General features: G+C 72.9%; 20 protein-coding genes and 1 pseudogene. 6 read left to right on the top strand and 15 right to left on the bottom strand.

The window, feature by feature from the left end; translation table 11 throughout:
• Positions 1-39 precede the first annotated feature (39 nt).
• The 6 genes from J7E94_RS05465 to J7E94_RS05440 form a co-directional block, all read right to left on the bottom strand.
• Positions 40-777 carry an enoyl-CoA hydratase family protein gene (locus tag J7E94_RS05465; RefSeq protein ID WP_215012816.1) on the bottom strand — a complete coding sequence of 246 codons (738 nt, stop codon included), beginning with the start codon at positions 775-777 and terminating at the stop codon, positions 40-42.
• Between the two features lie 162 nt (positions 778-939).
• Positions 940-2,100 (bottom strand): acyl-CoA dehydrogenase family protein, encoded by a 1,161-nt coding sequence (locus J7E94_RS05460; RefSeq protein ID WP_215012815.1) that lies wholly within the window; start codon positions 2,098-2,100, stop codon positions 940-942.
• Entirely contained in the window at positions 2,097-4,037 is a 1,941-nt protein-coding gene (locus tag J7E94_RS05455; protein ID WP_215012814.1) for a biotin carboxylase N-terminal domain-containing protein, read from the bottom strand. Before J7E94_RS05455 ends, J7E94_RS05460 begins: the two co-directional genes overlap by 4 nt.
• An 8-nt stretch (positions 4,038-4,045) precedes the next feature.
• A complete protein-coding gene (locus J7E94_RS05450; protein ID WP_215012813.1) occupies positions 4,046-5,644 on the bottom strand; it encodes an acyl-CoA carboxylase subunit beta in 1,599 nt (532 codons plus the stop codon).
• Positions 5,641-7,464 carry an acyclic terpene utilization AtuA family protein gene (locus J7E94_RS05445; protein WP_251056184.1) on the bottom strand — a complete coding sequence of 608 codons (1,824 nt, stop codon included), beginning with the start codon at positions 7,462-7,464 and terminating at the stop codon, positions 5,641-5,643. Before J7E94_RS05445 ends, J7E94_RS05450 begins: the two co-directional genes overlap by 4 nt.
• 68 nt (positions 7,465-7,532) lie before the next feature.
• Positions 7,533-8,357: a TIGR03084 family metal-binding protein gene (locus tag J7E94_RS05440; protein ID WP_308344588.1), complete on the bottom strand. Its 825-nt coding sequence runs from the start codon at positions 8,355-8,357 to the stop codon at positions 7,533-7,535.
• Positions 8,358-8,611: 254 nt separating this feature from the next.
• Here J7E94_RS05440 and J7E94_RS05435 point away from each other — a divergent pair, with 254 nt between their 5' ends.
• Complete coding sequence (locus J7E94_RS05435; protein WP_215012811.1) at positions 8,612-8,953, top strand: DoxX family protein; 342 nt, start codon at positions 8,612-8,614, stop codon at positions 8,951-8,953.
• Between the two features lie 45 nt (positions 8,954-8,998).
• Here the strand turns inward: J7E94_RS05435 and J7E94_RS05430 are convergent, their stop codons facing one another.
• Entirely contained in the window at positions 8,999-9,994 is a 996-nt protein-coding gene (locus J7E94_RS05430) for a DMT family transporter (RefSeq protein ID WP_215012810.1), read from the bottom strand.
• Between the two features lie 61 nt (positions 9,995-10,055).
• Positions 10,056-12,932 (bottom strand): FAD-binding and (Fe-S)-binding domain-containing protein, encoded by a 2,877-nt coding sequence (locus tag J7E94_RS05425; RefSeq protein WP_215012866.1) that lies wholly within the window; start codon positions 12,930-12,932, stop codon positions 10,056-10,058.
• 105 nt (positions 12,933-13,037) lie between these two features.
• Here J7E94_RS05425 and serC point away from each other — a divergent pair, with 105 nt between their 5' ends.
• Together serC and J7E94_RS05415 are read left to right on the top strand one after the other, a co-directional pair.
• Positions 13,038-14,156: a phosphoserine transaminase gene (gene serC, locus J7E94_RS05420; RefSeq protein WP_215012809.1), complete on the top strand. Its 1,119-nt coding sequence runs from the start codon at positions 13,038-13,040 to the stop codon at positions 14,154-14,156.
• A 203-nt stretch (positions 14,157-14,359) separates the two neighbouring features.
• Positions 14,360-17,563: a molecular chaperone Hsp90 gene (locus J7E94_RS05415; protein WP_215012807.1), complete on the top strand. Its 3,204-nt coding sequence runs from the start codon at positions 14,360-14,362 to the stop codon at positions 17,561-17,563.
• On the opposite strand, the gene J7E94_RS05410 is transcribed toward J7E94_RS05415, so the two are convergent.
• The 6 genes and pseudogenes from J7E94_RS05410 to J7E94_RS05385 form a co-directional block, all read right to left on the bottom strand.
• Positions 17,560-17,868, bottom strand: coding sequence for a hypothetical protein (locus J7E94_RS05410; protein ID WP_215012805.1), 309 nt, complete (start codon positions 17,866-17,868; stop codon positions 17,560-17,562). The two genes, J7E94_RS05415 and J7E94_RS05410, sit on opposite strands and share 4 nt — an antisense overlap.
• 67 nt (positions 17,869-17,935) lie before the next feature.
• Positions 17,936-18,124: pseudogene (locus J7E94_RS05405) on the bottom strand (IS5/IS1182 family transposase); the annotation flags it as partial.
• A gap of 125 nt (positions 18,125-18,249) precedes the next feature.
• Positions 18,250-18,645: a hypothetical protein gene (locus J7E94_RS05400; protein ID WP_308344587.1), complete on the bottom strand. Its 396-nt coding sequence runs from the start codon at positions 18,643-18,645 to the stop codon at positions 18,250-18,252.
• 44 nt (positions 18,646-18,689) lie between these two features.
• Positions 18,690-18,977: a hypothetical protein gene (locus J7E94_RS05395; RefSeq protein ID WP_215012802.1), complete on the bottom strand. Its 288-nt coding sequence runs from the start codon at positions 18,975-18,977 to the stop codon at positions 18,690-18,692.
• A 67-nt stretch (positions 18,978-19,044) separates the two neighbouring features.
• Positions 19,045-21,582, bottom strand: coding sequence for a cation-translocating P-type ATPase (locus J7E94_RS05390; RefSeq protein WP_251056176.1), 2,538 nt, complete (start codon positions 21,580-21,582; stop codon positions 19,045-19,047).
• Between the two features lie 125 nt (positions 21,583-21,707).
• Entirely contained in the window at positions 21,708-22,085 is a 378-nt protein-coding gene (locus J7E94_RS05385) for a DUF2530 domain-containing protein (protein WP_251056175.1), read from the bottom strand.
• A gap of 127 nt (positions 22,086-22,212) precedes the next feature.
• On the opposite strand from J7E94_RS05385, the gene J7E94_RS05380 reads away from it, so the two are divergent.
• Complete coding sequence (locus tag J7E94_RS05380) at positions 22,213-23,673, top strand: NCS2 family permease (protein ID WP_215012801.1); 1,461 nt, start codon at positions 22,213-22,215, stop codon at positions 23,671-23,673.
• 40 nt (positions 23,674-23,713) lie between these two features.
• On the opposite strand, the gene J7E94_RS05375 is transcribed toward J7E94_RS05380, so the two are convergent.
• Positions 23,714-23,896 carry a hypothetical protein gene (locus J7E94_RS05375; RefSeq protein ID WP_030156886.1) on the bottom strand — a complete coding sequence of 61 codons (183 nt, stop codon included), beginning with the start codon at positions 23,894-23,896 and terminating at the stop codon, positions 23,714-23,716.
• Positions 23,897-24,029: 133 nt separating this feature from the next.
• Here J7E94_RS05375 and J7E94_RS05370 point away from each other — a divergent pair, with 133 nt between their 5' ends.
• Together J7E94_RS05370 and J7E94_RS05365 are read left to right on the top strand one after the other, a co-directional pair.
• Positions 24,030-24,467 carry a MarR family winged helix-turn-helix transcriptional regulator gene (locus tag J7E94_RS05370; protein ID WP_215012800.1) on the top strand — a complete coding sequence of 146 codons (438 nt, stop codon included), beginning with the start codon at positions 24,030-24,032 and terminating at the stop codon, positions 24,465-24,467.
• Between the two features lie 26 nt (positions 24,468-24,493).
• Positions 24,494-25,897, top strand: a complete 1,404-nt coding sequence (locus J7E94_RS05365) for an MFS transporter (RefSeq protein WP_215012799.1) — start codon at positions 24,494-24,496, stop codon at positions 25,895-25,897.
• Positions 25,898-25,990: the final 93 nt, after the last annotated feature.

Genomic DNA, 25,990 nt, shown 5'->3' with positions numbered 1-25,990 from the left:
GTGAGCTAGGAATCCCCGTCCTTCAAGACGGGGAGGATGTCAAAGTGCCCATGACGGCTCCCGGCGTTCGAAGCGGGCGGTGATGCCTTCGCGGGCCTCGGCGGAGGCGAAGAGTCCTGCGGACAGCTCGGTGAGGCGGGAGCCGTCGCGGGCGAGGGCCTCGCGTACGGCGGCGGAGGTCAGCGCCTTTGTCGCGGCCAGGCCCTGGGGGGAGGCGGCCCGGAGACCGGCGAAGACGGGCGCCAGCGCCTCGTCCACGTCCTCCGCGTGCAGGGTGAGCAGGCCGATGCGGGCGGCCTCGGCGGCGTCGAAACGCTCGGCAGTGAGGAAGTAGCGGGCGGCGGCGCGCGGGTCGAGGCGCGGGAGCAGCGGCATGGAGATCACCGCGGGGGCGAGACCGAGGTGGGTCTCGGTGAAGGCGTACGAGGACTGCGGCCCGGCGGCGGCGATGTCGCAGACGCCGAGCAGCCCGAGGCCGCCGGCCCGGACGTGTCCGGTGACGCGGGCGATGACCGGCTTGGTCAGCTCGGCGATCTCGCGGAGGAGGGCGACGAAGTCGGCGGGGTCGCAGGGGGATGTGAGGTCGGCGCCGGCGCAGAAGGTGCTGCCGGTGTGGGTGAGGACGACGGCCCGGACCGCCGGGTCCGCCCCCGCGTCGGCGAGGGCCGCGCGGAGCTCGCCGACGAGGGCGGCGGAGAGGGCGTTGCGGTTGGCCGGGGAGTCGAGGGTGAGGCCGGCAATACCGGTCGCCTTGGCGGCGTGCACGACGGGGGGCATGTCTCCTCCGGAGGGGGTGGGGGTCCTCCCGAGGGAGGCTATGCGGTACCGGCTGCGCCGGGCTTGGCGGGGGCTCGGCGGTGCACGGCTCCAGCCGGCAGCCTGCCGGCCGCCCCGGGGCTCCGCCCCGGACCCCGCGCCTCAGGTGGGGCAGAGCCGCGGCTAATAGGACTTGGGCAGGCCCAGGGTTTGGTGGGAGATGAAGTTGAGGATCATCTCGCGGCTGACCGGGGCGATGCGCGCCACGCGCGAGGCGGTGATCAGGGAGGCCAGCCCGTACTCGCGGGTGAGGCCGTTGCCGCCGAGGGTGTGGACCGACTGGTCCACCGCTCGGACGCAGGCCTCGCCCGCCGCGTACTTGGCCATGTTCGCCGCCTCGCCCGCCCCCATGTCGTCTCCCGAGTCGTACAGCAGCGCAGCCTTCCGCATCATCAGGCCGGCCAGTTCCAGCTCGACGTGGGCTGCCGCCAGCGGGTGCGCGATCGCCTGGTGGGCGCCGATCGGGTCCTTCCACACCTGCCGGGTCTTCGCGTAGTCCACGGCCTTGGCCAGCGCGTACCGGCCCATCCCGATGGCGAAGGCGGCCGTCATGATGCGCTCGGGGTTGAGGCCCGCGAAGAGCTGGAGCAACCCCGCGTCCTCGTCGCCGACCAGCGCCTCCGCCGGCAGCCGCACCTCGTCCAGCACGAGTTCGAACTGCTTCTCCGCCGCCTGGAGTTCCATGTCGATGACCGTGCGGGAGAAGCCCGGCGCATCCCGCGGGACGATGAACAGGCACGGCTTGAGGCGCCCCGACCGGGCGTCCTCGGTGCGGCCGACGATGAGGGTGGCGTCGGCGATGTCTACACCGGAGATGAAGACCTTGCGGCCGGTGAGGATCCAGTCGTCGCCGTCACGGCGGGCCGTGGTGGTGATGCGGTGGGAGTTGGAACCGGCGTCGGGTTCGGTGATGCCGAAGGCCATGGTGCGGCTGCCGTCGGCGAGGCCGGGCAGCCAGGCCCGCTTCTGGGCCTCGGTGCCGAAGCGGGCGATGACCGTGCCGCAGATGGCGGGCGAGACGACCATCATGAGGAGGGGGCAGCCGGCGGCGCCCAGTTCCTCCAGGACGATCGAGAGTTCGGTGATGCCGCCGCCTCCGCCGCCGTACTCCTCGGGCAGGTTGACCCCGAGGTAGCCGAGCTGGGCGGCGTCGGCCCACAGCTCGTCGGGGTGGCCGCCCGCGCGGGCGACGCGGGCGAGGTACTCGCGGCCGTACTTCTGGCCGAGGGCGGCGACCGCCGTGCGCAGCGCCTTGTGTTCCTGGGATTCGATGACGGAGCTCATGCTTGCGGTTCCTCCTGGACTACGGCGAGCAGGGCGCCGAACTCGACCTGTTGGCCGGTGGCGGCGTGGAGCGCGGTGAGCGTGCCGGAGGCGGGCGCGAGGATGCGGTGTTCCATCTTCATGGCCTCCAGCCAGAGCAGGGGCTGCCCGGCGGTGACGGGAATGCCGGGGGCCAGGCCCTCGGCGACACGGACGACGGTGCCGGGCATGGGGGCGAGCAGGGAGCCTGGTTCGGTGCGGTCAGCCCTGTCGGCGGGGCTCGCGAACCGGGGGACGGGGGTGAGGGTGTGGGCGCCGAGCGCGGAGTCGACGTAGACCTCCGGCTTGTTCGAATTTTGTTTCACGTGGAACATCCGTCGGATTCCCTCGGCTTCGAGCGTGACGAGGGTGGGTTCGACGGACAGGACCCGGACTCCGGGGTGGTTCACGGGGTGGTACTGGACCTCGTACTCGGCCCCGGCCGCGGTGTAGCGCCGGGTGTGCGGCTGGGAGCGGACGTTGCGCCAGCCGCCGAGGCGGGCGGCGAGCGGGGCGTCCGGAGCCGGGGCGGCTGCGGCGAGGGCGGCGGCGAGGGCGGACAGGGTGGCGTCCGGGGCGGCTGCGGTGAGGGCGGTGAGGGCGGTGAGGTGGCGTTCGTAGAAGCCGGTGTCGAGCTGCCCGGCGGTGAACTCCGGGTGCCGCAGGGAGCGTACGAGCAGCTCGCGGTTGGTGGTCAGGCCGTGGATCCGGGCTCCGGACAGGGCGTGGGCGAGGACGCGGACGGCCTCGGCGCGGGTGGGGGCGTGGGCGATGACCTTGGCGAGCATGGGGTCGTAGTGGATGCCGACGGTGTCCCCGTCGGCGAAGCCGGTGTCCACGCGGACCGCGCCGGGGATGGCGAGGGTGTGCAGGACGCCGGTCTGGGGGCGCCAGTCCTGGGCGGGGTCCTCGGCGTAGAGGCGGGCCTCGACGGCGTGGCCGGTGGGCTGCGGGGGTGTCAGGGGCAGGGCGGCGCCCGCGGCGATGCGCAGCTGGAGGGCGACGAGGTCGAGGCCGAAGACGGCTTCGGTGACGGGGTGTTCCACCTGCAGGCGCGTGTTCATCTCCAGGAAGTACGGGCGCCCGTCGGCGGTGACGAGGAACTCGACCGTGCCCGCGCCCTCGTACGAGACCGCGCGGGCCGCGGCGACGGCGGCCTCGTGGAGGGTGGTGCGCAGGGCCTCGGGGAGGCCGGGCGCGGGGGCTTCCTCGATGACCTTCTGGTGGCGCCGCTGGAGGGAGCAGTCGCGGGTGCCGAGCGTCCATACGGTGCCGTGCGCGTCGGCGAGGATCTGGACCTCGACGTGGCGGGCGCGCTCCACGTAGGGCTCGGCGAAGACCTCTGCGTCGCCGAAGGCGGAGCGGGCCTCGGCGGAGGCCGCGTCGAGGGCCTCCTTGAGGCCGTCGAGCTCGCGGACCACACGCATGCCCCGGCCGCCTCCCCCGGCGGCGGCCTTGAGGAGGAGGGGCAGGTCGGCGGCGGTGGCGGTGGCCGGGTCGACGGGTTCGAGGAGCGGGACCCCGGCGGCGCGCATCAGCTCCTTGGCCCGGGTCTTGGAGGCCATGGCCTCGATGGCCTCGGGCGGCGGGCCGATCCAGGCGAGGCCGGCGGCGCGTACCTCGCGGGCGAAGGCGGCGTTCTCGGAGAGGAAGCCGTAGCCGGGGTGGACGGCGTCGGCCCCGGCCGCGAGGGCGGCCTTGATGATCAGGTCGCCGCGCAGGTAGGTGTCGGCGGGGGCGGCGCCGGGCAGGCGTACGGCCGCGTCGGCCTCGCGGACGTGCAGCGCGTCGGCGTCGGGGTCGGAGTGGACGGCGACCGTGTCCAGGCCCATGGCGCGGGCGGTCCGGAAGACGCGGACGGCGATCTCGCCGCGGTTGGCGACGAGCACGGCCGACAGGAGTGTGCTGGGCAGGGTCATGTGCGGGCTCACATCCGGAAGACGCCGAAGCCGCCACGGGCGCCCTCGACGGGGGCGTTGTGGACGGCCGACAGGCACAGGCCGAGGACGGTACGGGTGTCGCGCGGGTCGATGACCCCGTCGTCGTACAGCCGCCCGGACAGGAACATCGGCAGGGACTCGGACTCGATCTGCGCCTCGACGAAGGCGCGCATCCCGGCATCGGCCTCCTCGTCGTAGGGCTGCCCCTTGGCCGCGGCGGACTGCCGGGACACGATCGAGAGCACGCCGGCGAGCTGGGCCGGGCCCATGACGGCGGACTTGGCGCTGGGCCAGGCGAAGAGGAAGCGGGGCTCGTAGGCGCGGCCGCACATGCCGTAGTGGCCGGCGCCGTAGGAGGCGCCGATCAGGACGGAGAGGTGCGGGACGCGGGAGTTCGCGACCGCGTTGATCATCATCGAGCCGTGCTTGATGATGCCGCCCTGCTCGTACTCCTTGCCGACCATGTAGCCGGTGGTGTTGTGGAGGAAGAGGAGCGGGATGTCGCGCTGGTTGGCGAGCTGGATGAACTGGGCGGCCTTCTGCGACTCGGCGCTGAACAGCACCCCTTGGGCGTTGGCGAGGATGCCGACCGGGTAGCCGTGGAGGGTGGCCCAGCCGGTGACGAGGCTGGTGCCGTAGAGCGGCTTGAACTCGTCGAAGTCGGAGGCGTCGACGATGCGGGCGATGACCTCGCGGGGGTCGAAGGGGGTCTTCAGGTCGGGCGGGACGATGCCGAGGAGTTCCTCGGGGTCGTACAGGGGCTCGTCGGCCTTCGGCGGGTCCGCGTACGGCTTGCGGTGGCACAGGCGGGCGACCACCCGGCGGGCCTGGCGGATCGCGTCGTGCTCGTCGAGGGCGTAGTAGTCCGCCAGTCCGGAGGTGCGGGCGTGCATGTCGGCTCCGCCGAGGGACTCGTCGTCGCTCTCCTCGCCGGTGGCCATCTTGACCAGGGGCGGCCCGCCGAGGAACACCTTGGAGCGGTCTTTGATCATGATGGTGTGGTCCGACATGCCGGGGATGTACGCGCCTCCGGCGGTGGAGTTGCCGAAGACGACGGCGATGGTCGGGATCCCGTCGGCCGACAGCCGGGTGATGTCGCGGAAGATCGCGCCGCCCGGGATGAAGATCTCCTTCTGGGAGGGCAGGTCGGCGCCGCCGGACTCCACGAGGCTGATGCAGGGGAGCCGGTTCTGGCGGGCGATCTCGTTGGCCCGCAGGGCCTTCTTCAGGGTCCAGGGGTTGCTGGCACCGCCGCGGACGGTGGGGTCGTTGGCGGTGACCAGGCACTCGACGCCCTCGACCGTGCCGATGCCGGTGACCATGGAGGCGCCGACGGGGTAGTCGCTGCCCCAGGCGGCGAGCGGGGACAGCTCCAGGAAGGGCGTGTCCGGATCGAGGAGCAGCTCGATGCGCTCGCGGGCGAGCAGCTTGCCGCGGGCCTTGTGGCGGGCGGTGTACTTCTCGCCGCCGCCGGCGAGGGCCTTGGCGTGCTCGGCGTCGAGGGCGGCGAGGCGTTCGAGGGCGGCGGTACGGGCCTGCGCGTGCCCGGGGGCGTGGGGGTCGACGGTGGTGGCGAGGCGGGTCATGGGCGGTTCCCCTCCGGGGCGGGCGGCAGGAGGCGGGTCGGTATGTCGAGGTGGCGGGCGCGGAGCCATTCGCCGAGGGCCTTGGCCTGGGGGTCGAAGCGGTGACCTGAGGCGGCGCCGTCGCCGAGGATGCCGGTGATCGTGAAGTTGAGGGCGCGGAGGTTCGGGAGCTCGTGGCGGGCCACCGCGTGGGCCGCGGTCTCGGGGAGCAGGGCCGTGAAGGCCTCGGTCGTGAGGATGTGGCGCAGCCAGTGCCAGGCGGCGTCGGTCTGCACCCAGACCCCGACGTTGGCGTCGCCGCCCTTGTCGCCGCTGCGGGCCCCGGCCACCGCCCCCAGGGGAGCGCGCGTGACCCCCGCGGGGCCGTCCTCCCGGGGCTCCGCCCCGGACCCGGCGGGGGTTCCGCCCCCGGGCCCTCTCCCGGCTACCGCTGGGGGTGCCCCCAGCGCCTCACACGCCGGCGCGGCCGGCTGTGCCGTTTCAGCCCCGCCGGCGTGTGAGGCGCGGGTCCGGGCAGAGCCCGGTGGGGGGCCCGGGGCGGGGCCCCGAGGGCGGCGGCCGGGGTCGCAAGCCCCGGTTTCGGGAAGGGGCGGGGCGGGGGGAAGGATCCGTGCAGCGGGGATCGGTACCCGGGTGCCGTCCGGGAGGGTCGCCGTGTGGGGGACCGAATCCGACGGGACGAGGGCTGAGGTGAAGACCCCGTACGGCTGGGCCGGGCCCGGCGGGGAGGTGACGTGGAAGCCCGGGTAGCTGCCCAGGGCGAGTTCGATGGCCGCCGAGGTCAGGACGCGGCCCACCCGGTCCGGGGAGGGGTCGCGGACCACCAGGCGCAGGAGGGCGCTGGCCGTCTCCTCCGTCGGGGCGTCCTCGTGGTCCGTTCGGGACAAGGTCCAGGCGGCGTCGGCCACGCCCTCCAGGGCCTCGGAGAGCTGCGCACGGACGAGCTCCGCCTTGGCCTCGACGTCCAGGCCGGTCAGGACGAAGACCACCTCGTTGCGCCAGCCGCCGATGCGGGTGACGCCCACCTTGAGGCAGGGCGGGGGAGCCTCGCCCCGCACGCCCGAGACGCGGACGCGGTCCGCTCCCTCCTCGGACAGCCGGACCGTGTCCAGCCGGGCCGTCACGTCCGGGCCGAGATAGCGCAGGCCCTGGGTCTCATAGAGGAGTTGGGCCGTCACCGTGCCCACCGACACCACCCCGCCCGTGCCCGGATGCTTGGTGATCACCGCCGAGCCGTCCTGCGAGACCTCGGCCAGCGGAAACCCCGGCCGCCGGACGTCGTGCGCAGTGAAGAAGGAGTAGTTCCCGCCGGTGGCCTGCGTTCCGCACTCCAGGACGTGGCCCGCAACCACCGCCCCCGCCAGCCGGTCGTAGTCGTCCGGCGCCCAGTCGAACCACCAGGCCGCCGGGCCGCTGACCAGCGCCGCGTCCGTGACCCGGCCGGTCACGACCACGTCCGCGCCCGCCCGCAGGCAGGCGGTGATCCCGGCACCGCCGAGGTAGGCGTTGGCCGTCAGCGCCCCCTCCTCGTACGGCATCAGGTCGTCGCCCTCGACGTGCGCGACCGTCACCGGCACGCCCGCCTTGGCCGCCAACGCCCGTACGGCATCGGCGAGCCCCGCCGGGTTCAGGCCGCCGGCGTTCGCGACGATCCGTACGCCCCGCTCGTGCGCGAGCCCGAGGCCCTCCTCCAGCTGGCGCAGGAAGGTCTTGGCATAGCCGAGGTCCGGGTTCTTCAGGCGGTCGCGGCCGAGGATCAGCATGGTCAGCTCGGCCAGGTAGTCCCCGGTCACCACGTCCAGCGGGCCGCCGGTCAGCATCTCGCGCAGGGCGTCGAAGCGGTCCCCGTAGAAGCCGGAGGCATTGCCGATGCGCAACGGGCGGCGGGTCACCGCGCGGCCCCCGGCTCGCGGCCCGGGCCGGCCGGGCCCGCGAAGGCCTGGGCGATGTCGAGCCAGCGGTCGGCGTCGGGGCCGGTGGCGGTGAGGGCGAGATCGGCGCGGTGGGCGCGCTGCGTCACCAGCAGGCAGAAGTCGAGCGCCGGGCCCGTGACGCGCTGCGGGGCCTGCGCCGGGCCGTACTGCCAGCTCTCCGAGCCGTCGGGCGCCGTGAGCTCCACCCGGAACTCCCCCTCCGGCGCGGGCAGCCCGCGTACGGCGTAGGCGTAGTCGCGGGCCCGTACGCCGATGCGCGCCACGTGCCGCAGCCGCGCGGTCGGCGTGCGGCGTACGCCGAGCGCGTCGGCGACGTCCTGGCCGTGCGCCCAGGTCTCCATCAGCCGGGCACTGGCCATCGAGGCGGCCTTCATCGGCGGCCCGTACCAGGGGAAGCGGGCGTCGGGCGAGGCGGCGGCGAGCGCCGCGTCGAGGGCGGCTCGCCCGGCCCGCCAGCGGGCGAGCAGCTCGACGGGCGGCAGTTTCGCCCCCTCCTCGGCGCCTTCGTCGACGAAGGAGTCGGGGGCCTTGAGGGCTTCCTCGACCATGCGGCCGAAGCCGGCGGCGTCGGTGAGGGAGAGGTGGGCGGCCCGGTCGGTCCAGTGCAGGTGGGCGATCTGGTGGGCGATGCTCCAGCGGGGCGCGGGGGTGGGCCGGGCCCAGTCGGGGCCGGACAATCCCGCGACCAGGCAGTCCAGTTCGCGCCCCTCCTCCCGCAGATCGACGAAGACGGCGGCGGCAGCCAGGGCATCCGCAGCGGCGGTGGACGGATCGGGCACGGGGTGCTCCCCTCTCGGCGTGAGGGGAAGACTGGCAGCCTCCGCAAAAACAATCAAGCATGCTTGCATGATTTGGCGGGAAGGCGGCACGTTCCCGCCCCGCACCGCAACCGCGGGGCACCACAAGGGTGTTGTCGCGCCACCGGCCGGACGCAGAAACAATTTTTTCGCCGGGCGGTCACATTCCCCGTCCGCGGCGGGTCAGAGAAGCAAGAGCAACTCGTCAGCCCAGCCGCCCGACAGGAGCACGCGCCATGTCCACCACCGCCACCGTCGTCACCCTCATCGCCGCCTTCATGGCCGGCTTCTCCGGAGCTTCGATCTTCTTCCGCGCCACGTTCGTCGTCGAGCCCCTGGCCGAGTACGGCGTCCCCCGCACCTGGTGGAACCGGCTCGGCGCCGCCAAGCTCGCCGGCTCGGCAGGCCTCGTCGTCGGCCTCTTCGTCCCGGCCATCGGCATCGCCGCCGCCATCGGCCTCATCCTCTACTTCACCGGCGCCGTCATCACCGTCCTGCGGGCCCGCTCCTACGCCCACGTCCCCTTCCCGCTCCTCTACGCCGCCCCCGTCATCGGCGCCCTTGCCCTCGGCTTCTGAACCCCCGGCGGCCCCCGCCTCACAGGCGGCAGGTGCCGGCGTCCGTCAGGCCGGCTGCTTTCGGGTCTGGGAGCGGACCGCCCCCATGCTGGCCGCGATCACGAGGGCGATGGCCAGGGCGTCCGGGGCGGACAGCGCCTGGTTCAGGACGAGGAAGCCGGCGGTGGCCGCGATGGCCGGCTCCAGGCTCATCAGGATCGCGAAGGTCGGGGCCGGAAGCCGGCGCAGGGCGAGCAGTTCGAGGGTGTACGGGAGTACGGAGGACAGTACGGCCACTCCGACGCCCAGGGCGAGGGTGCTCGGCACGATGAGGGCCGAGCCCGCCTGGACCACGCCCAGCGGGAGGGAGATCACCGCGGCCACCGCCATCGCCAGGGCCAGGCCGTCTGCCTGCGGGAAGCGGCGGCCGGTACGGGCGCTGAAGACGATGTACGCCGCCCACATCGCGCCCGCTCCGAGCGCGAAGGCGGCGCCCGCCGGGTCGAGGGCGCCGAAGCCGAAACCGCCACCGCCACCACCGCCGTGCCCGGAGAGGAGGACCACGCCGGCCAGGGCGAGGCCGGCCCAGAGCAGGTTCACCAGGCGGCGGGAGACGAAGACGGACAGGGCGAGCGGGCCGAGGACCTCCAGGGTGACGGCCGGGCCGAGCGGGATGCGGTCCACGGCCTGGTAGAAGAGGCCGTTCATCCCGGCCAGGGTGACGCCGAAGGCGAGCACCGTGCCCCAGTCCGCGCGGGAGTAGCCGCGCACCTTGGGGCGGCACAGGAGCAGCAGCACGAGGGCGGCGGCCGCGAGGCGCAGCGTGACCACGCCTGCCGCGCCCGCCTTCGGCATGACCATGACCGCGAGGGCGGCGCCGAACTGCACCGAGATGCCCGCCGAGATCACCAGGGCCACCGGGCCGAACCGGGCGCCGGGTCCGCGTCCCGCGGGGGTGGCGGGAGCGGGCACGGCCGTCGGTGACGAGGTGGCGGCGGAGGCGGCGGCGGGGGCGGGTGCCGGGGTGGGCGGGGGAGTGGGCGCGGGAGTGGACGCGGTCATTCCTCCAGACTAGGGGGTCGTAAGGAGTGTGGCTGCAGGTCTTGCCTTACAGCGAGCTGCCTCACAGCCCCTCCGCCAGGAGTTCGGCCAGGTGGCGGCCCCGGATCCCGCCGCCCAGCTGGGCGATCTGCGTACGGCAGGAGAAGCCGTCCGCCTGGACCAGCGCGTCCTGCGGGGCTTCGCGGAGGGACGGCAGCAACTGCTCCTCGGCGCATGCCACGGACACGGCGTGGTGGCCCGGCTCGAAGCCGAAGTTCCCGGCGAGCCCGCAACAGCCGCCGCTGAGCGCGCCGGTCAGGCCGGCGCGCTCGCGCAGGCGCCGGTCGGCGGCGTCGCCGAGAACCGCGTGCTGGTGGCAGTGGGTCTGGCCGACGACCGGCCGGTCGATTCGGGGCGGCTGCCAGGAGGGGGCGTACTCCTCCAGCGTCTCGGCGAAGGTCCGGACGGCGGCGGCCAGGCGGGGCGCGCGGGGGTCGTCGGGGAGCAGCGCGGGAAGGTCGGTGCGCAGGGCGGCGGCGCAGCTGGGTTCGAGGACGAGCACGGGAGCCCGTACGTCCCCGATGGCGTCCAGGGTGCGGCGCAGGACCTTGCGGGCGCGGTCGAGGCGGCCGGTGGAGAGATGGGTCAGGCCGCAGCACACGCGCCCCCGGGGCAGGCCCACGGTCAGGCCGGCAGCCTCCAGCACGTGCACCGCTGCGCGGCCGGTCCGGGGGGACAGGTACTCGGTGAAGGTGTCGGGCCAGAGCGTGACCGCGGGGGCGGAGGCGGAGGCGGAGGCGGGGCCCTGCGGGCGGCTTCCCCCGCCCCGCCCCTTCCCGAAACCGGGGCTCCGCCCCAGACCCCGCGCCTCGAACGCCGGCGCGGCCGGATCCTCCGGTGCCCCCGGGACCCGGCGAGCCTGCTCTGCCGCCGCCTCCCCCCGGCGTCGGCTGCGCCACCACCGGGTGAACGGCTCCGACGCCAGGGCAGGCAAGGGCCGGTCCCGTGTCAGACCCGGCACCCCCACCCACCGGGCCGCCGCGTTCGCCGCGGCCGGCAGGCGGAGGGCGGCGATCAGGCGGAGCCAGGACGGGAGGCCGCCCAGGGTGTAGTGGGACAGGGGGCGGATGCGGCCCGCCCAGTGGTGGTGCAGGAATTCCGATTTGTAGGTGGCCATGTCCACGCCCACCGGGCAGTCGCTGAGGCATCCCTTGCAGCCCAGGCACAGGTCCAGCGCCTCCGCGACCTCCGGCGAGCGCCAGCCGCCGGTGATCACCTCGCCCGCCAGCATCTCGTGCAGCAGCCGGGCCCGCCCCCGCGTGGAGTGCTGCTCCTCCCCCGTGGCCCGGTACGACGGGCACATGACCGCAGGTCCGCCGGCCACCTGCGTCGACCGGCACTTCGCGACGCCGACGCATTTCGCCACCTCCCCCGCCAGAGAGGAGTCCGGCAGCACCTCGAAGCGGAGGTTCTCGTCGAGCCGCCCCGGCCGGACCAGCATCCCCGGGTTCATCCCGCCCGCCGGGTCCCACACGTCCTTGTACGCGCCGAAGAGGGCGATGACCGACGGTCGGTACATCCGCGGCAGCAGCTCCGCCCGCGCCTGGCCGTCCCCGTGCTCCCCCGACAGCGAGCCCCCGTGGGCGACGACCAGGTCCGCCAGCTCCGAGGAGAACGCGCGGAAGCCCGCCACGCCCTTCGCCGACGCCAGGTCGAAGTCGATCCGTACGTGCACGCAGCCCTCGCCGAAGTGCCCGTACGGTGTCCCCCGCAGCCCGTGCGCCGCCAGCAGGGCGCGGAAATCCCGCAGGTACGCCCCCAGCCGGGCCGGCGGCACCGCGCAGTCCTCCCACCCCGGCCAGGCCATCCCCCCTTCCGGCATCCGCGTCGCCGTGCCCGCCGCGTCCTCGCGGATCCGCCACAGCGCCCGCTGCCCCGCCGGGTCCGTGACCACCACCGCGTCGAGCGCGTCGGCGGCCCGTACGAGCGCGCGCGCACCGCCCTCCTCCGGCATCTCCACGAACAGCCAGGCCCGGCCCCGCGGCAGCCCGGCGGCGGCTGTGGCCGCGCCTGTGGCCGTGGCCGTCGTCCTGACCAGGTCCTCCGCCATGCCCTCCACCGTCAGCGGGCCGTACGGAAGCAGCCCCGCCGCCGCGTCCGCCGCCGCGCTCTCGTCCGCATACCCGAGGACGGCCAGGACCGGCGCGGGCGGCAGCTCGACCAGGCGCACCACCGCCTCCGTCACCACGCCGAGCGTGCCCTCGCTCCCGCAGAACGCCCGGGCGAGCTGCACCCCGCGCTCGGGCAGCAGCGCGTCCAGTGCTCCGTAGCCCGAGATCCGCCGCGAGAAGGCGGGAGGCATCCCGGTCCGCAGCACCGCCAGGTTAGCCGCCACCAGCTCCCCCAGCCCGTCCGGCGCCCCCGACCAGCCCGTCCCGATCCGGTGGACGCCGCCCCCGTACGCCGTCACCGCCAGCTCCGCCACGTTGTCCGCGGTGGTCCCCCAGGCCACCGAGTGCGCCCCGCACGCGTTGTTGCCGATCATGCCGCCGAGGGTGCAGCGGGAGTGCGTGGAAGGGTCCGGGCCGAAGGTCAGCCCGTACGGGCGCACCGCGTCCCGCAGCCGGTCCAAGACCAGCCCCGGCTGGACGACGGCGGTGCGGGCGGCCGGGTCCACGGACACCAGGGCGTTCATGTGCCGGGTGAGGTCGAGGACCACGCCCACCCCGGTCGCCTGGCCCGCGATGGAGGTCCCGCCGCCCCGGGGCACGACCGGGACCCCGGCCCCGGCGCACACGCGCAGCGCGGCCGCCACGTCCTCGGCGTCGCGCGGGGCGACGACCCCGACCGGGACGCGCCGGTAGTTCGAGGCGTCCATGGTCACCAGCGCCCGCGCCGCGGCGCCGAAATCCACCTCCCCGCGCAGCTCCGCCCGCAAGGTCCGTTCGAGTTCGCGCAGGGATGCCCCGGATGACGTCACGCGACCACCCTGCCACCACCCGTAGGCGTCTCATCGGGTGGACGCGGGTCCAAAGCACGGACCGCGACCGGATACGCTCCGCTCGTGGCTGAGATCCAGATTCCCGCTGACATCAAGCCCGCCGACGGACGCTTCGGCGCGGGCCCCTCCAAGGTGCGGACCGAGGCGCTGGACGCCCTCGCCGCCACCGGAACCTCCCTGCTCGGAACCTCGCACCGCCAGGCCCCGGTCAAGAACCTGGTCGGCTCGGTGCGCCAGGGTCTCCGGGACCTCTTCTCCCTCCCCGAGGGCTACGAGGTGATCCTGGGCAACGGCGGCTCCACCGCCTTCTGGGACATCGCGACCCACGGGCTGATCGAGCAGAAGTCCCAGCACCTGACCTTCGGCGAGTTCTCTTCCAAGTTCGCCAAGGCCGCGAAGCTCGCACCGTGGCTGGAAGCGCCCTCCGTGATCTCCTCCGAGCCGGGCACGCACCCCGAGCCGGTGGCCGAGGCGGGCGTGGACGTGTACGCGTACACCCACAACGAGACCTCGACGGGTGTCGCGGCGCCGATCAAGCGCGTCGCGGGCGCCGACGACGGGTCCCTCGTCCTGGTGGACGCGACCTCGGGCGCCGGCGGTCTGCCGGTGGACATCACCGAGACCGACGTCTACTACTTCGCCCCGCAGAAGTCCTTCGCCTCGGACGGCGGCCTGTGGCTGGCCGCGTTCTCCCCGGCCGCCCTGGAGCGCGCGCAGCGCGTGCACGACTCCGGCCGGCACATCCCGGAGTTCTTCTCGCTGCCGACGGCGATCGACAACTCGCTGAAGAACCAGACGTACAACACCCCGGCGCTGGCCACCCTCTTCCTGCTGAACGAGCAGCTGGAGTGGATGAACAGCCAGGGCGGCCTGGAGTTCACGACCGGCCGTACGGCGGCCAGCGCGCGCAACCTGTACGGCTGGGCGGAGGCGTCGAAGTACGCGACTCCGTTCGTCGCGGACGCCGACAAGCGCTCCGCCGTCATCGGCACGATCGACTTCTCGGACGACATCGACGCGGCGGCGGTCGCCAAGGTGCTGCGCGCCAACGGCATCGTGGACACCGAGCCGTACCGCAAGCTCGGCCGCAACCAGCTCCGTATCGCGATGTTCCCGGCGATCGACCCGGCGGACGTGCAGGCGCTGACGGCCTGCGTCGACTACGTGATCGAGAAGCTCTGACCGTCGTAACCCCTCGGATGCACAGCCCCCGGTGACTTGCCGTCACCGGGGGCTTTCTCGTGCTCCGCCCCTGACCGCCGGCCGCGGCGGCCGGGCGCGCTGGAGCGGCTGCGGCGCACCGGCCGGGCTCCGCGGGTCCGGCCGCGATACCTTCGGGAGTTCAGGGCCGCGTTCCAGGCCCGGCACTTCTTGGAGGCAGCGGCGTGAACGTGCGAGTGACGGCGGCCCAGAGCGGCGTGGACCCCTTCGGCACGGCCCGGCTGCGGCGCGGGGTGCTCGACGCGTGGGGGGCGGGCCCGTCGCGGTTCCGCGAGGACGCCAACGCCGAGGAGGACCTGGCACTCGGCGGCTACCGCGACCGGCTGGTCGTCGAGCTGGCGCAGAACGCCGCCGACGCCGCCGCCCGGGCCCGGGTTCCGGGCCGGCTGCGGCTCACCCTGCACCCCGCCGACCCGGCGGACCGCGGCGCGGGCGGGCGGGCGGTGCTGGCCGTCGCCAACACCGGCGCTCCGCTGGACGCGACCGGCGTGGAGTCGCTGTCCACCCTGCGCGCCTCTGCCAAGCGGGACGCCTCGGGGGACGCCTCGCGGGACACCTCGGGGGACGCCACAGGGGGCTCCGGCTCCGGCTCCGGCTCCGGCGACACCGTCGGCCGCTTCGGCGTCGGCTTCGCCGCCGTCCTCGCGGTCTGCGACGAGCCCGCCGTCCTCGGCCGCCACGGCGGCGTCCGCTGGTCCCTCGCCGAGGCCCGCGAGCTGGCCCGGGGCGCCGCCGTCGGCAGCCCCGGCCTCGGCGACGAACTGCGCCGCCGCGACGGCCACGTACCGCTGCTGCGCCTCCCGCTGCCCGCCGAGGGCACGGCCCCCGAGGGCTACGACACCGTCGTGGTCCTCCCGCTGCGCGACGCCGCCGCCGAGGACCTCGTGGAACGGCTGCTGACCGGCATCGACGACGCCCTCCTCCTCACCCTCCCCGGGCTGCACGAGGTCATCGTGGACACCCCGGCGGGCGGCACCCGCACCCTCCACCGCAGCGACGAGGGCCCGTACACCGTCATCGAGGACTCCCGTACGGGCACCAACCGCTGGCGCACCGTCCGCCACGGCGGCCCCATCGCCCGCGCCCTGCTCGCCGACCGGCCCGTCGAGGAGCGCCTGCGGCCCGCCTGGTCGGTGTCCTGGGCCGTACCCGTCGACGCCGAAGGGGCTCCGCTGCGCCCGGCCACCGCGCCCGTGGTGCACGCGCCGACCCCCACCGACGAACCCCTCGGCATCCCGGCCCTGCTCATCGCGACCCTGCCGCTGGACACCACCCGCCGGCATCCCGCGCCGGGCCCGCTGACCGACTTCCTCGTGGAGCGCGCGGCCGACGCGTACGCCGAGCTGCTCGGCACCTGGGACCCGGTGAGCACCGCCCTCGTCGACCTGGTCCCCGGCCGGCTCGGCAAGGGCGCACTGGACGGCGCCCTGCGCGCCGCCGTCCTCGACCGCCTCCCCCGTACGGCCTTCCTGGCCCCCGCCGCCCCGCCCGAGCACGCCGAGGAGCGCAGCGCCCTGCGCCCCTTCGAGGCCGAGGTGGTGGAGGGCGCCGGCGCCGACACCGTACGGGTCCTCTCCGAGGTCCTGCCGACCCTGCTCCCGGCCGGCCTGGAGCGCCGCGCCGAGCTGCGCACCCTGGGCGTGGGCCGGCTGCCGCTGGGCGATGCCATCGAGCGGATCGCGGGCATCGAGCGGACCCCCGAGTGGTGGTACCGGCTCTACGACAGCCTCGCCGGGGTCGACCCCGACCGGCTGTCCGGCCTCCCCGTACCGCTGGCCGACGGCCGCACGACGATCGGCCCGCGCCACATCCTCCTCCCCTACGCGGACACCCCCGAGAGCCTGGCCCGGCTGGGGCTGAAGGTGGCCCACCCGGAGGCGGCGCACCCGCTGCTGGAGAAGCTCGGAGCCCTGCCGGCCACGCCGCGGGCGGTGCTGACCACCCCGCAGGTGCGGGCCGCCGTCGCCGCCTCCCTCGACGCCGGGGAGATCTGGGACGAGGACGCCGACACCCTGGACGCCGACGAGCTGGCCGAGGTGGTCCTCGGCCTGGTCCGCGACGCGGGCCTGGCACCGGGCGACGAACCCTGGCTGGGCGCGCTCGCCCTCCCCGACGAGGACGGCGAGCTGACCCCGGCGGGCGAACTCCTCCTGCCGGGCAGCCCCCTGGCCTCGGTGGTCCGCGAGGACGAGATCCCCTACCTGGACGCCGAGCTGGCCTCCCGCTGGGACGCCGACACCCTCACCGCCTGCGGGGTCCTGGCCACCTTCCAGCTGGTCCGCGCCACGGACCTGGTCCTCGACCCGGACGAACTGGAGCCCCGCGAGGGCGACTTCGCCGAGCCGGACGACGCGGGCCTGCTGGACGCGGTGGACGTCTGGTGCGAAGACGTACTGGACCAGCTGCCGGACCTGCCCGTCCCCCCGGTGGCCACGGAACTGGTCGCCGTCCGCGACCTCGACCTCGTCGACGACGACTGCTGGCCCCAGGCCCTGGCGATGCTGGCCCAGCCCCCGCTCCGGGACGCCCTGACCCAGCCCGTACGGATCCTGCTCCCGGACGGCACCACCCAGTCCGTGCGCCCGTACACCGCCTGGTGGCTGCGCGACCACCCGGTCCTCGACGGCCGCCGCCCGGCGGGCCTGCGCGCGGCGGGCGGCGACCCGCTGCTGGAGGGCCTCTACACCTCGGCGGACGCCACGGGCTTCGAGGACGAGCAGGTCCTGCGGGCCCTGGGCGTACGGACCACCGTGCCGGCCCTCCTGGACGAACCCGGCGGCGCCGCCGAGCTCCTGGCCCGCCTCGCCGACCCGGACCGCGAGGTGACGGGCCGTCAACTGCACGGCCTGTACACCGCCCTGGCCGACCTGGACCCCGAGCAGGTCACCCTCCCGGACGAGCTGCGCGCGGTGGTGGACGGCGAGGTCCTGGTGGTGGACGCGGCCGACGCGGTCATCGCCGACGCCCCCGACCTCCTCCCCCTCACGGCCGGCCTCCCCCTCCTCCCGGTCACCCCGTCCCGGGCGGCGGACCTGGCGGACCTCCTCCAAGTCCGCCGCCTCTCGGAGACGGTCCCGGCGGCGGTCACCACCCCGGGTGAGGAGCACGACGTACCCGAGTCCGTCCTCCTCCTGCTGGGCCCGTCGACCCCCCGGACCTACATCGAGCACGAGGAACTGATCGCGGGCGGCACCGAACTCGACTGGCGCCACACCCCCGACGGCACCCTCCACGCCTCCACCCTGGAAGGCGTAGCGGCAGGCCTGGCCTGGGCCGCATCCCAGTGGCCCCGCCGCTTCGAGGTAGCCGCCCTCCTGGAAGACCCGTCCCGCACGGCGGAACTGGCCCGCGACCGCTGGTTCGACTAGGCCGTGTTTTGGAAGTCGCGGGCGGCTAGCCATTTGGTGAGGTCGCCCGCGATGCGGTCACTGCCGCTCTCGACGGTGACGTCGTGCTCGCGGCGGGTGGTATCGCGGCGGACGACCTCGTATCCGCCCTCGTCCAGGACGGTGACGGAGGCGAACCAGAGGGGGTCGTCCTCGTCGGGCTGGATGACGACGAAGGTGTTGTCACTGTCGTTGAGATCGCCGACCAGCATGAACAGGGCGTCCTCCGACGGGTCCTCGACGTGGTCGCCGTTCTCGCTGTCGGCGCAGTAGTACCTGGCGGCCACCGTTTCCCCCTGAGAGCTGCTGAATACCGGTGGCCAGCATGGCACGGCCGGGCCGATGGCCGGTGGTTCAAAGCCACTGGTGGATCGCCGCGATTTGAACGGCGGCCTCGAGGCGGACGGCGAGTTTGTCATAACGAGTGGCCACCGCCCGGTGCTGCTTGAGCCGGCTGATCCCGCACTCGACCGCATGCCGGGCCTTGTAGTCCTCCCGGCCGAAGGCCGGCGGCCGGCCGCCCAAGTTCCCGCGCCGCTTGCGCCCCGTCCCGCCACCGGCAACAACGACTCCAACACCGACCACTGCTCGTCAGAAAGATCCCCTCGCCCCACACCGTGATCATCACGGCATAAGGCGAGATCCGACAGCCAGTTCTAAAACACGGCCTAGACGGGTTCGATGCTGATGGGGTGCGCGCCAAGGAGGCGCTTCATGTCGTCCACATCAGAGGTAAGGACATTCACCATGTTGCCTCGCCGCGAGGCGACGAAAGCGGTGGCTGCCAATACGGCATCGATCGCGTATTTGTGGCCGTGCAGGCCCGCTTTCTTCAGAAGGGAGCGGGCCACCCCGATGATCTCGTCGTTAGGGTGAACGATGTCCACGCTCGACAAAGCCCAGTCCCATGCCTCCTGACGAACACCGGCCCTCGGGTCCCATGCCTCCAGCGTCGTGAGCGACGAGGTGACCACTCGCATGTGGCGGTTGGGCGACCGCCTGATCATTGCCCGCACGTCGTGGTCGCCGCGAACAGCCAGGGACAGCGCCTCACAATCGAGCACGAGAGTCCGCGGCCTCGGAATCGGACCTGGCGGGGTTCGCGGAGTCATGCAGCCGCCTTCCCCGCGAGCGGGTCCACCTCGCCTTCGTGTCTGCGTTCGGCGTGCCAAGCGTCCATGGCGTCGAAGCGAGCGTCCGCAGCGCGGAGCTCCTCGTCGGTAAGCGGCCCGTACTCCTCGTCCAGGAAGTCCGACAGCCCGCACAACTTGTCCATCGCGACCTTGTGCTCTACAGCCGCTGTCACGTAAGCGGAAACGCCGCGGGCGTCCACATGCCCCTTGATGTACTCCATCACCTCGTCAGGCAAGGTGATCGTGACCTTTTTGGTTCCCATAATTCGAGTATGGATTCCTCTGAGTCGTCTGTCGATGCCCTCAAGGGTGAACCTGCCAGCTCAGCGGCTACGCCGGGAACTTGTGGTCCACCCATCGGAAGGTGAACTCGATCAGGGTCGCGGCGGCCGCAGCTATGGCGACCGCGATCCACGGCATCGTGACGCCCTCCAGCCTGAGCTGGAAGAAGTCCTGGAGCCAGGGGACCACGAGGACGATCAGGAAGGCGCCGGCCATGGCGCCGACCAGGCCGACGCGCCACCACGTGTACGGGCGGGCGATGATCACCAGGACCCACATCGAGGTGAGGAAGAGGGCCAGGGTGGCGGCGCTGGTCTCGGCCTTGAGGGAGTCGGGGCCGGTGTAGTGGGCGCGGGCGATCAGGTAGGTGATGAAGGTGGCCGTCGCCGCGATGACGCCGCCGGGGATGGCGTAGCGCATCACCCGTTTCACGAAGTGCGGCTTCGCGCGCTCCTTGTTCGGGGCCAGGGCGAGGAAGAAGGCCGGGATGCCGATGGTGAGCGTGGAGAGGAGGGTCAGGTGGCGGGGCAGGAAGGGGTATTCGACCTGAGAGCAGACCACCAGGACGGCCAGCAGCACCGAGTAGACCGTCTTCGTGAGGAAGAGGGTGGCCACCCGGGTGATGTTGCCGATGACCCGGCGGCCCTCGGCGACGACCGAGGGGAGGGTCGAGAAGCTGTTGTTGAGGAGGACGATCTGGGCGACGGCGCGGGTGGCCTCCGAGCCGGAGCCCATCGAGACGCCGATGTCGGCGTCCTTGAGGGCGAGCACGTCGTTGACGCCGTCGCCGGTCATCGCGACCGTGTGGCCCTTGGACTGGAGGGCTCCGACCATGTCCCGCTTCTGCCGCGGGGTGACGCGGCCGAAGACGGAGTTGTCGTCGAGGGCGCCCGCCATGTCGCTCTGTTCGGCGGGGAGCTTGCGGGCGTCGACGGTGTTCTCCGCGCCCGGCAGGCCCAGCTTGCCGGCGACCGCGCCGACGGAGACCGCGTTGTCACCGGAGATGACCTTCGCCCTCACGTTCTGGTCCTCGAAGTAGCGCAGGGTGTCGGCGGCGTCGGCGCGCAGCCGCTGCTCCAGGACGACCAGGGCGGTGGGCCGGACGCCGGTGGCGACGGCCGCGTCGTCCAGTTCGCGGGCGGAGCGGGCCAGCAGGAGGACCCGTAGGCCCTGCTCGTTCAGGTCGTTGATCTCCTCCAGGGCCGGGTCCCCGGCGGGGAGGAGGACGTCGGGGGCGCCGAGCAGCCAGGTGTTGTTCTCGCCGTCGCCCTCGCTGAAGCTGGCGCCGCTGTACTTGCGGGCGGAGGAGAAGGGCAGCGACTCGGTGCAGCGCCACTCCGCGCTGTCGGGATAGGCGTCGATGATCGCCTGGAGGCTCGCGTTGGGGCGCGGGTCGGACTCCCCGAGGGCGCCGAGCACCCTCTCGACGTACGAGGCTTCCGCGCCTCCGAGCGGACGCAGCTCGGTGACATCCATGCCGCCCTCGGTGAGGGTGCCCGTCTTGTCGAGACAGACGACGTCGACGCGGGCGAGGCCCTCGATGGCGGGGAGTTCCTGGACCAGGCACTGCTTGCGGCCGAGGCGGATGACGCCGATCGCGAAGGCCACGGAGGTGAGGAGGACGAGGCCCTCGGGGATCATCGGCACGATGCCGCCGACGGTGCGGGCGAGGGAGTCCTTGAGGTTGGAGTCCTTGACGACCAGCTGGCTGATGACGAGGCCGATGGAGGTCGGGATCATCATCCAGGTGACGTACTTGAGGATGGTGGAGATGCCGGAGCGCAACTCGGAGTGGACGAGCGTGAAGCGGGAGGCCTCTTCCGCCAACTGTGCGGCGTAGGCCGCGCGGCCGACCTTGGTGGCGGTGAACGCGCCGCCGCCGGCGACCACGAAGGAGCCGGACATGACCTGGTCGCCGGGCTTCTTCAGGACGGGGTCCGCCTCGCCGGTGAGCAGGGACTCGTCGATCTCCAGGCCGTCGGCCTCGCCGACGGAGCCGTCGACGACGACCTTGTCGCCCGGTCCCAGTTCGATGACGTCGCCGAGGACGATCTCGGAGGTGGAGATCTCGGCGGTGCGGCCGTCGCGGCGGACGCTGGGTTTGGCCTCGCCGATGACGGCGAGGCCGTCGAGGGTCTTCTTGGCGCGCAGTTCCTGGATGATGCCGATGCCGGTGTTCGCGATGATCACGAAGCCGAAGAGGCTGTCCTGGATCGGCGCGACGAAGAGCATGATCACCCAGAGGATGCCGATGATGGCGTTGAAGCGGGTGAAGACGTTGGCGCGGACGATGTCGGCGGTGGAGCGGCTGCTGCGGACGGGGACGTCGTTGACGTCGCCGCGCGCGACGCGCTCGGCGACCTCGGCGGTGGTCAGGCCACCCGGCTTGAACAGCGGGGCCGGCGGTTTCACCGGGTGCACCGGATCCAGCTCGGCCCCTGCGTCGATGGCGGCGCCGGAGTCGGTGTCGGTTCCGGTGCCGCTACCGGTGCCGCTACCGGTGCCGGTGCCGGTGCCGGTGCCGGTGCCGGTGCCGGTGCCGGGCGGCTCTGGCCCGTCGTGGTCGATCCTCGCCCGCTGCGTCATGCTTTCGACGGTAAAGGGCGTTCCGGGGCTTCACCCGCCGAAAAGTCGGAAGATCCGAGTTCGGGATGACCCGGATCGTCCCCTGGTAGGGAGCTCCCGCGCAAAGCCGGCCCCGTCGGCTGAGGCTAGGGCTGGTCCGGCTGCGCCGCTCGGGCTTCGGCATCGGCATCGGCATCGGCATCGACCCCGGCGCCGGCCCCGGCCCCGGCCCCGGCCCCGGCCCCGGCCCCGGCCTCGGCGTTGGCCTCGGCGTTGGCCTCCGCCGCATGCCGCTTGAGGGCCGCGTCGCGCCCGCGGACGTACCAGATGCCGATCAGGCCGAGGAAGCCGCCGGCCGCGCAGGTCCAGACCCACCACAGCAGGTCCCGGTCGGCGAACCAGCCGTAGAAGGGAAGCTGGACCACGAACAGGGCGAACCACAGGATCGTGCCGCCGGTGACGGTGGCGACGATCGGGCCCTCCAGGGGCTCGGGCGCCTCGTGCTTGGGGGTCCATTTGGCCATGCCCCAAGTCTAGGTGCGCGGTTCCCAGGTCTACGCGCGGAGATGGACGCCCTTTCGTTCATGTGTTCATACTGAAACGACTTGGGCGAGGCCCTTTTCTTCGTATGAACCACCCAATGAGGACCGTATGAGCACTCCGGCCCCCGCCTCCACGCCCACCCTCCCGGACCCTTCCCCCAAGGAAGCCTCCGGAGGACTGGACCGCTACTTCAAGATCTCCGAGCGCGGCTCGACCATCGCCCGCGAGGTCCGCGGCGGCTTCGCGACCTTCTTCGCGATGGCCTACATCATCGTGCTGAACCCGATCATCCTCGGCAGCGCGAAGGACATGTACGGGCACCAGCTCGACGGCGGCCAGCTCGTCACCGCGACCGTCCTGACGGCCGCCTTCTCCACCCTCCTCATGGGTGTCATCGGCAACGTCCCGATCGCGCTCGCCGCCGGCCTCGGCGTCAACACCGTCGTCGCTCTCCAGCTCGCCCCCCGCATGAGCTGGGCCGACGCCATGGGCATGGTGGTCCTGGCCGGCTTCGTCGTGATGCTGCTGGTCGCCACCGGTCTGCGCGAGCGGGTCATGAACGCCGTCCCGCTCGGCCTGCGCAAGGGCATCGCCATCGGCATCGGCCTGTTCATCATGCTGATCGGCCTGGTGGACTCGGGCTTCGTCACCCGCATCCCCGACCTCGCGCACACCACCGTCCCGCTCCAGCTCGGCACGGGGGGCCACCTGCTCGGCTGGCCCGTACTGATCTTCGTCGTCGGCGTGCTGCTGACCCTCGCCCTGCTGATCCGCAAGACGCCGGGCGCGATCCTGATCTCCATCGTGGTGATGACCGTCATCGCGGTCGCCGTCCAGCTGATCACGCAGCTGCCCGCCACCGCCTGGGGCCTGACCGTCCCCGAGTGGCCCGGCAACCCGGTGGCCGCGCCCGACTTCGGGCTCGTCGGCCAGGTCAGCCTGTTCGGCGGCTTCGGGAAGGTGGGGATGCTGACCGGCGTCCTCTTCGTCTTCACCGTGCTGCTGTCCTGCTTCTTCGACGCCATGGGCACGATCCTGGGTGTCGGTGACGAGGCGAAGCTGATCGACAAGAAGACCGGCGAATTCCCCGGGATCAACCGGGTCCTGCTGGTCGACGGCCTGGCCGTCGCCTCGGGCGGCGCGACCTCCTCCTCGGCCACCACCTGCTTCGTGGAGTCCACGGCAGGGGTCGGCGAGGGCGCCCGCACCGGCCTGGCGAACGTCGTGACGGGCGGCCTCTTCGCCGTGGCGCTGTTCCTGACCCCGCTCGCCACCGTGGTCCCGTCCCAGGCGGCCACCCCCGCCCTGGTGGCGGTCGGCTTCCTGATCCTGGCGGGCTCGGTCAAGGACATCGACTGGAGCGACTTCACCATCGCCGTCCCGGCCTTCCTGGCCATGGTGATGATGCCCTTCACCTACTCGATCACCAACGGCATCGGCATCGGCTTCGTGAGCTTCTGCGCGCTGCGCCTGGCGACCGGCCGGGGACGCGAGGTCCCGGTGGCCATGTACATCGTGTCGGCGGTGTTCGTCTTCTACTACGCGATGCCGGCCCTCGGCCTCACGTAGGAACCCGCGCCGCCGCCGCGCGGGCACGCACCTCGCGGGCTTACGTCAGCCCGTAGAACTTCTCCGTCTCGTCGACGGCCGCCTTGAAGCGCTCGTCGAAGTCATCGCGAATGAGCGTCCGGACCACATAGTCCTGGACGCTCATTCCGCGTTTGGCGGCATGAGTCCGGAGCCTGTCGAGGAGCTCCCCGTCTATGCGCATGCTCAGCACATGTGTCCCCATGTCGGAAAGAGTCGGGGCAGACGGTGTGGACGCGTGTCGCTTTTCGCGCCCAACTCACCCGTACGAGTGACGCCGACCCGTGGCCCCCTTTAACGCGTTTTCCTTAGCTAGAGTAATGAGTTATTCTAAAGACATGCATGACCTCTCCCATGGCGACGACGCTGCCGCCGTGAACGATCTCCGCTCCGCCGTCATGCGACTGGGCCGGCGCCTGAAGCACCAGCGCGTCGACGAGTCGCTGAGCCCGACCGAGATGTCGGTCCTCGGCACCCTCGCCCGCTGCGGCCAGGCCACGCCCGGCGAGCTGGCCCGCCGGGAGCACGTCCAGCCGCCGTCGATGACACGCATCGTCGCGCTGCTGGAGGCCAAGGGATTGGTCACGCTGGAGCCGCACCCCGACGACCGCCGCCAGAAGGTGGTCCGCCAGACGGAGACAGCCGAGGCGATGCTCGAAGAGAGCCGCCGCAAGCGCAATGCCTTCCTGGCCGGGCTCGCGGCCGAGCTGACCGAGGACGAGTGGGCCAAGCTGCGCGACGCCGCGCCCGTCCTGGAGAAGCTCGCGCACTTGTAAGGAACGACGCCAGGAGGCGAACGCTTTTGAGTACGGGAACCGGAGCAGACTCCGCACCCGGCCACACATCCACCACCACTACCGCGGCATCCGCCGCAACCGCTGCAACCGCTGCAACCGCTGGATCCGCTGGATCCGCTGGATCCGCTGGATCCGCGGGCAAGAACTCGATGTTCAGCTCGCTGAAGATCCGGAACTACCGGCTCTTCGCGACCGGCCAGGTCGTCTCGAACACCGGGACCTGGATGCAGCGCATCGCCCAGGACTGGCTGGTCCTCTCCCTGACCGGCTCCGCCTCCGCGGTCGGCATCACCATCGCGCTGCAGTTCCTGCCGATGCTGCTGTTCGGCCTCTACGGAGGCGTACTCGCCGACCGGCTGCCCAAGCGGCCGCTGCTGATCGCCACCCAGAGCGCGATGGGCCTGACGGGCGTCGCACTGGCCGTGCTCACCCTGGCGGGACACGTCCAGGTCTGGCACGTCTACCTCGCCGCCTTCCTGCTCGGCCTGGTCACCGTCGTGGACAACCCGGCCCGGCAGACCTTCGTCTCCGAGATGGTCGGCAAGGACCAGGTCGCCAACGCCGTCAGCCTGAACTCGGCCAACTTCCAGTCCGCGCGGCTGGTCGGCCCGGCGATCGCCGGTGTGCTGATCACCGCCGTCGGCTCCGGCTGGGCCTTCCTGCTGAACGGGCTGTCCTTCGCGGCGCCCATCGCCGGCCTGCTGCTGATGCGGGCGCACGAGCTGCACCCGGTCGAGCCGCAGCCGCGGGCCAAGGGACAGCTGCGCGAGGGCCTGCGCTACGTCGCCGGCCGGCCGGAGCTGGTCTGGCCGATCGTGCTGGTCGGCTTCATCGGGACCTTCGGGTTCAACTTCCCGATCTGGCTGTCGGCGTTCGTGAGCGACGTGTTCCACGGGGACGCGGGCACCTACGGGCTCTTCAACACCCTGATCGCGGCCGGCTCCCTGGCGGGCGCCCTGCTCGCGGCCCGGCGCGGACTGTCCCGCCTGCGGCTGCTGGTGGCGGCGGCCGTGCTGTTCTCGGTGCTGCTGCTCGTGACCGCCCTCGCGCCCGGCTTCTGGCTGTTCGCGGCGCTGCTGGTGCCGATCGGGATCTTCGGCCTGACGGTCAACGTCACGGCCAACTCCAGCGTGCAGATGGCGACCGACCCCGAGATGCGGGGGCGGGTCATGGCGCTGTTCATGATGGTCTTCACCGGCGGTACCCCGCTGGGTGCCCCGCTGATGGGCTGGATCACGGACACGTACGGCGCGCGGATCGGCATGGCCGCGGGCGGCGTGGTCTCCCTGGCCGCCGGGGTCGCCATCGCGGTGGTCCTGGCCCGGGTGGGCAACCTCCGGGTGCGGGTGAACCGGCGCGGGGTGGCCTTCGTACCGGCTGCCCGGCGGCAGCTGGTGACTGCCGCGTAGCCACCCCCGCTGCCGTTCCCGCTGCGCGGGGCCCCGCGGAACTCGTGTGCGGCGCCGCTGCCGTTCCCGCTGCGCGGGGCCCGGGGCGGGGGC

The sequence above is a fragment of the Streptomyces sp. ISL-94 genome, assembly GCF_018614075.1.
GTDB lineage: Bacteria > Actinomycetota > Actinomycetes > Streptomycetales > Streptomycetaceae > Streptomyces.
Note: the sequence above shows the minus strand (reverse complement) of the source record. Positions and strands in the feature narration are given on the sequence as shown.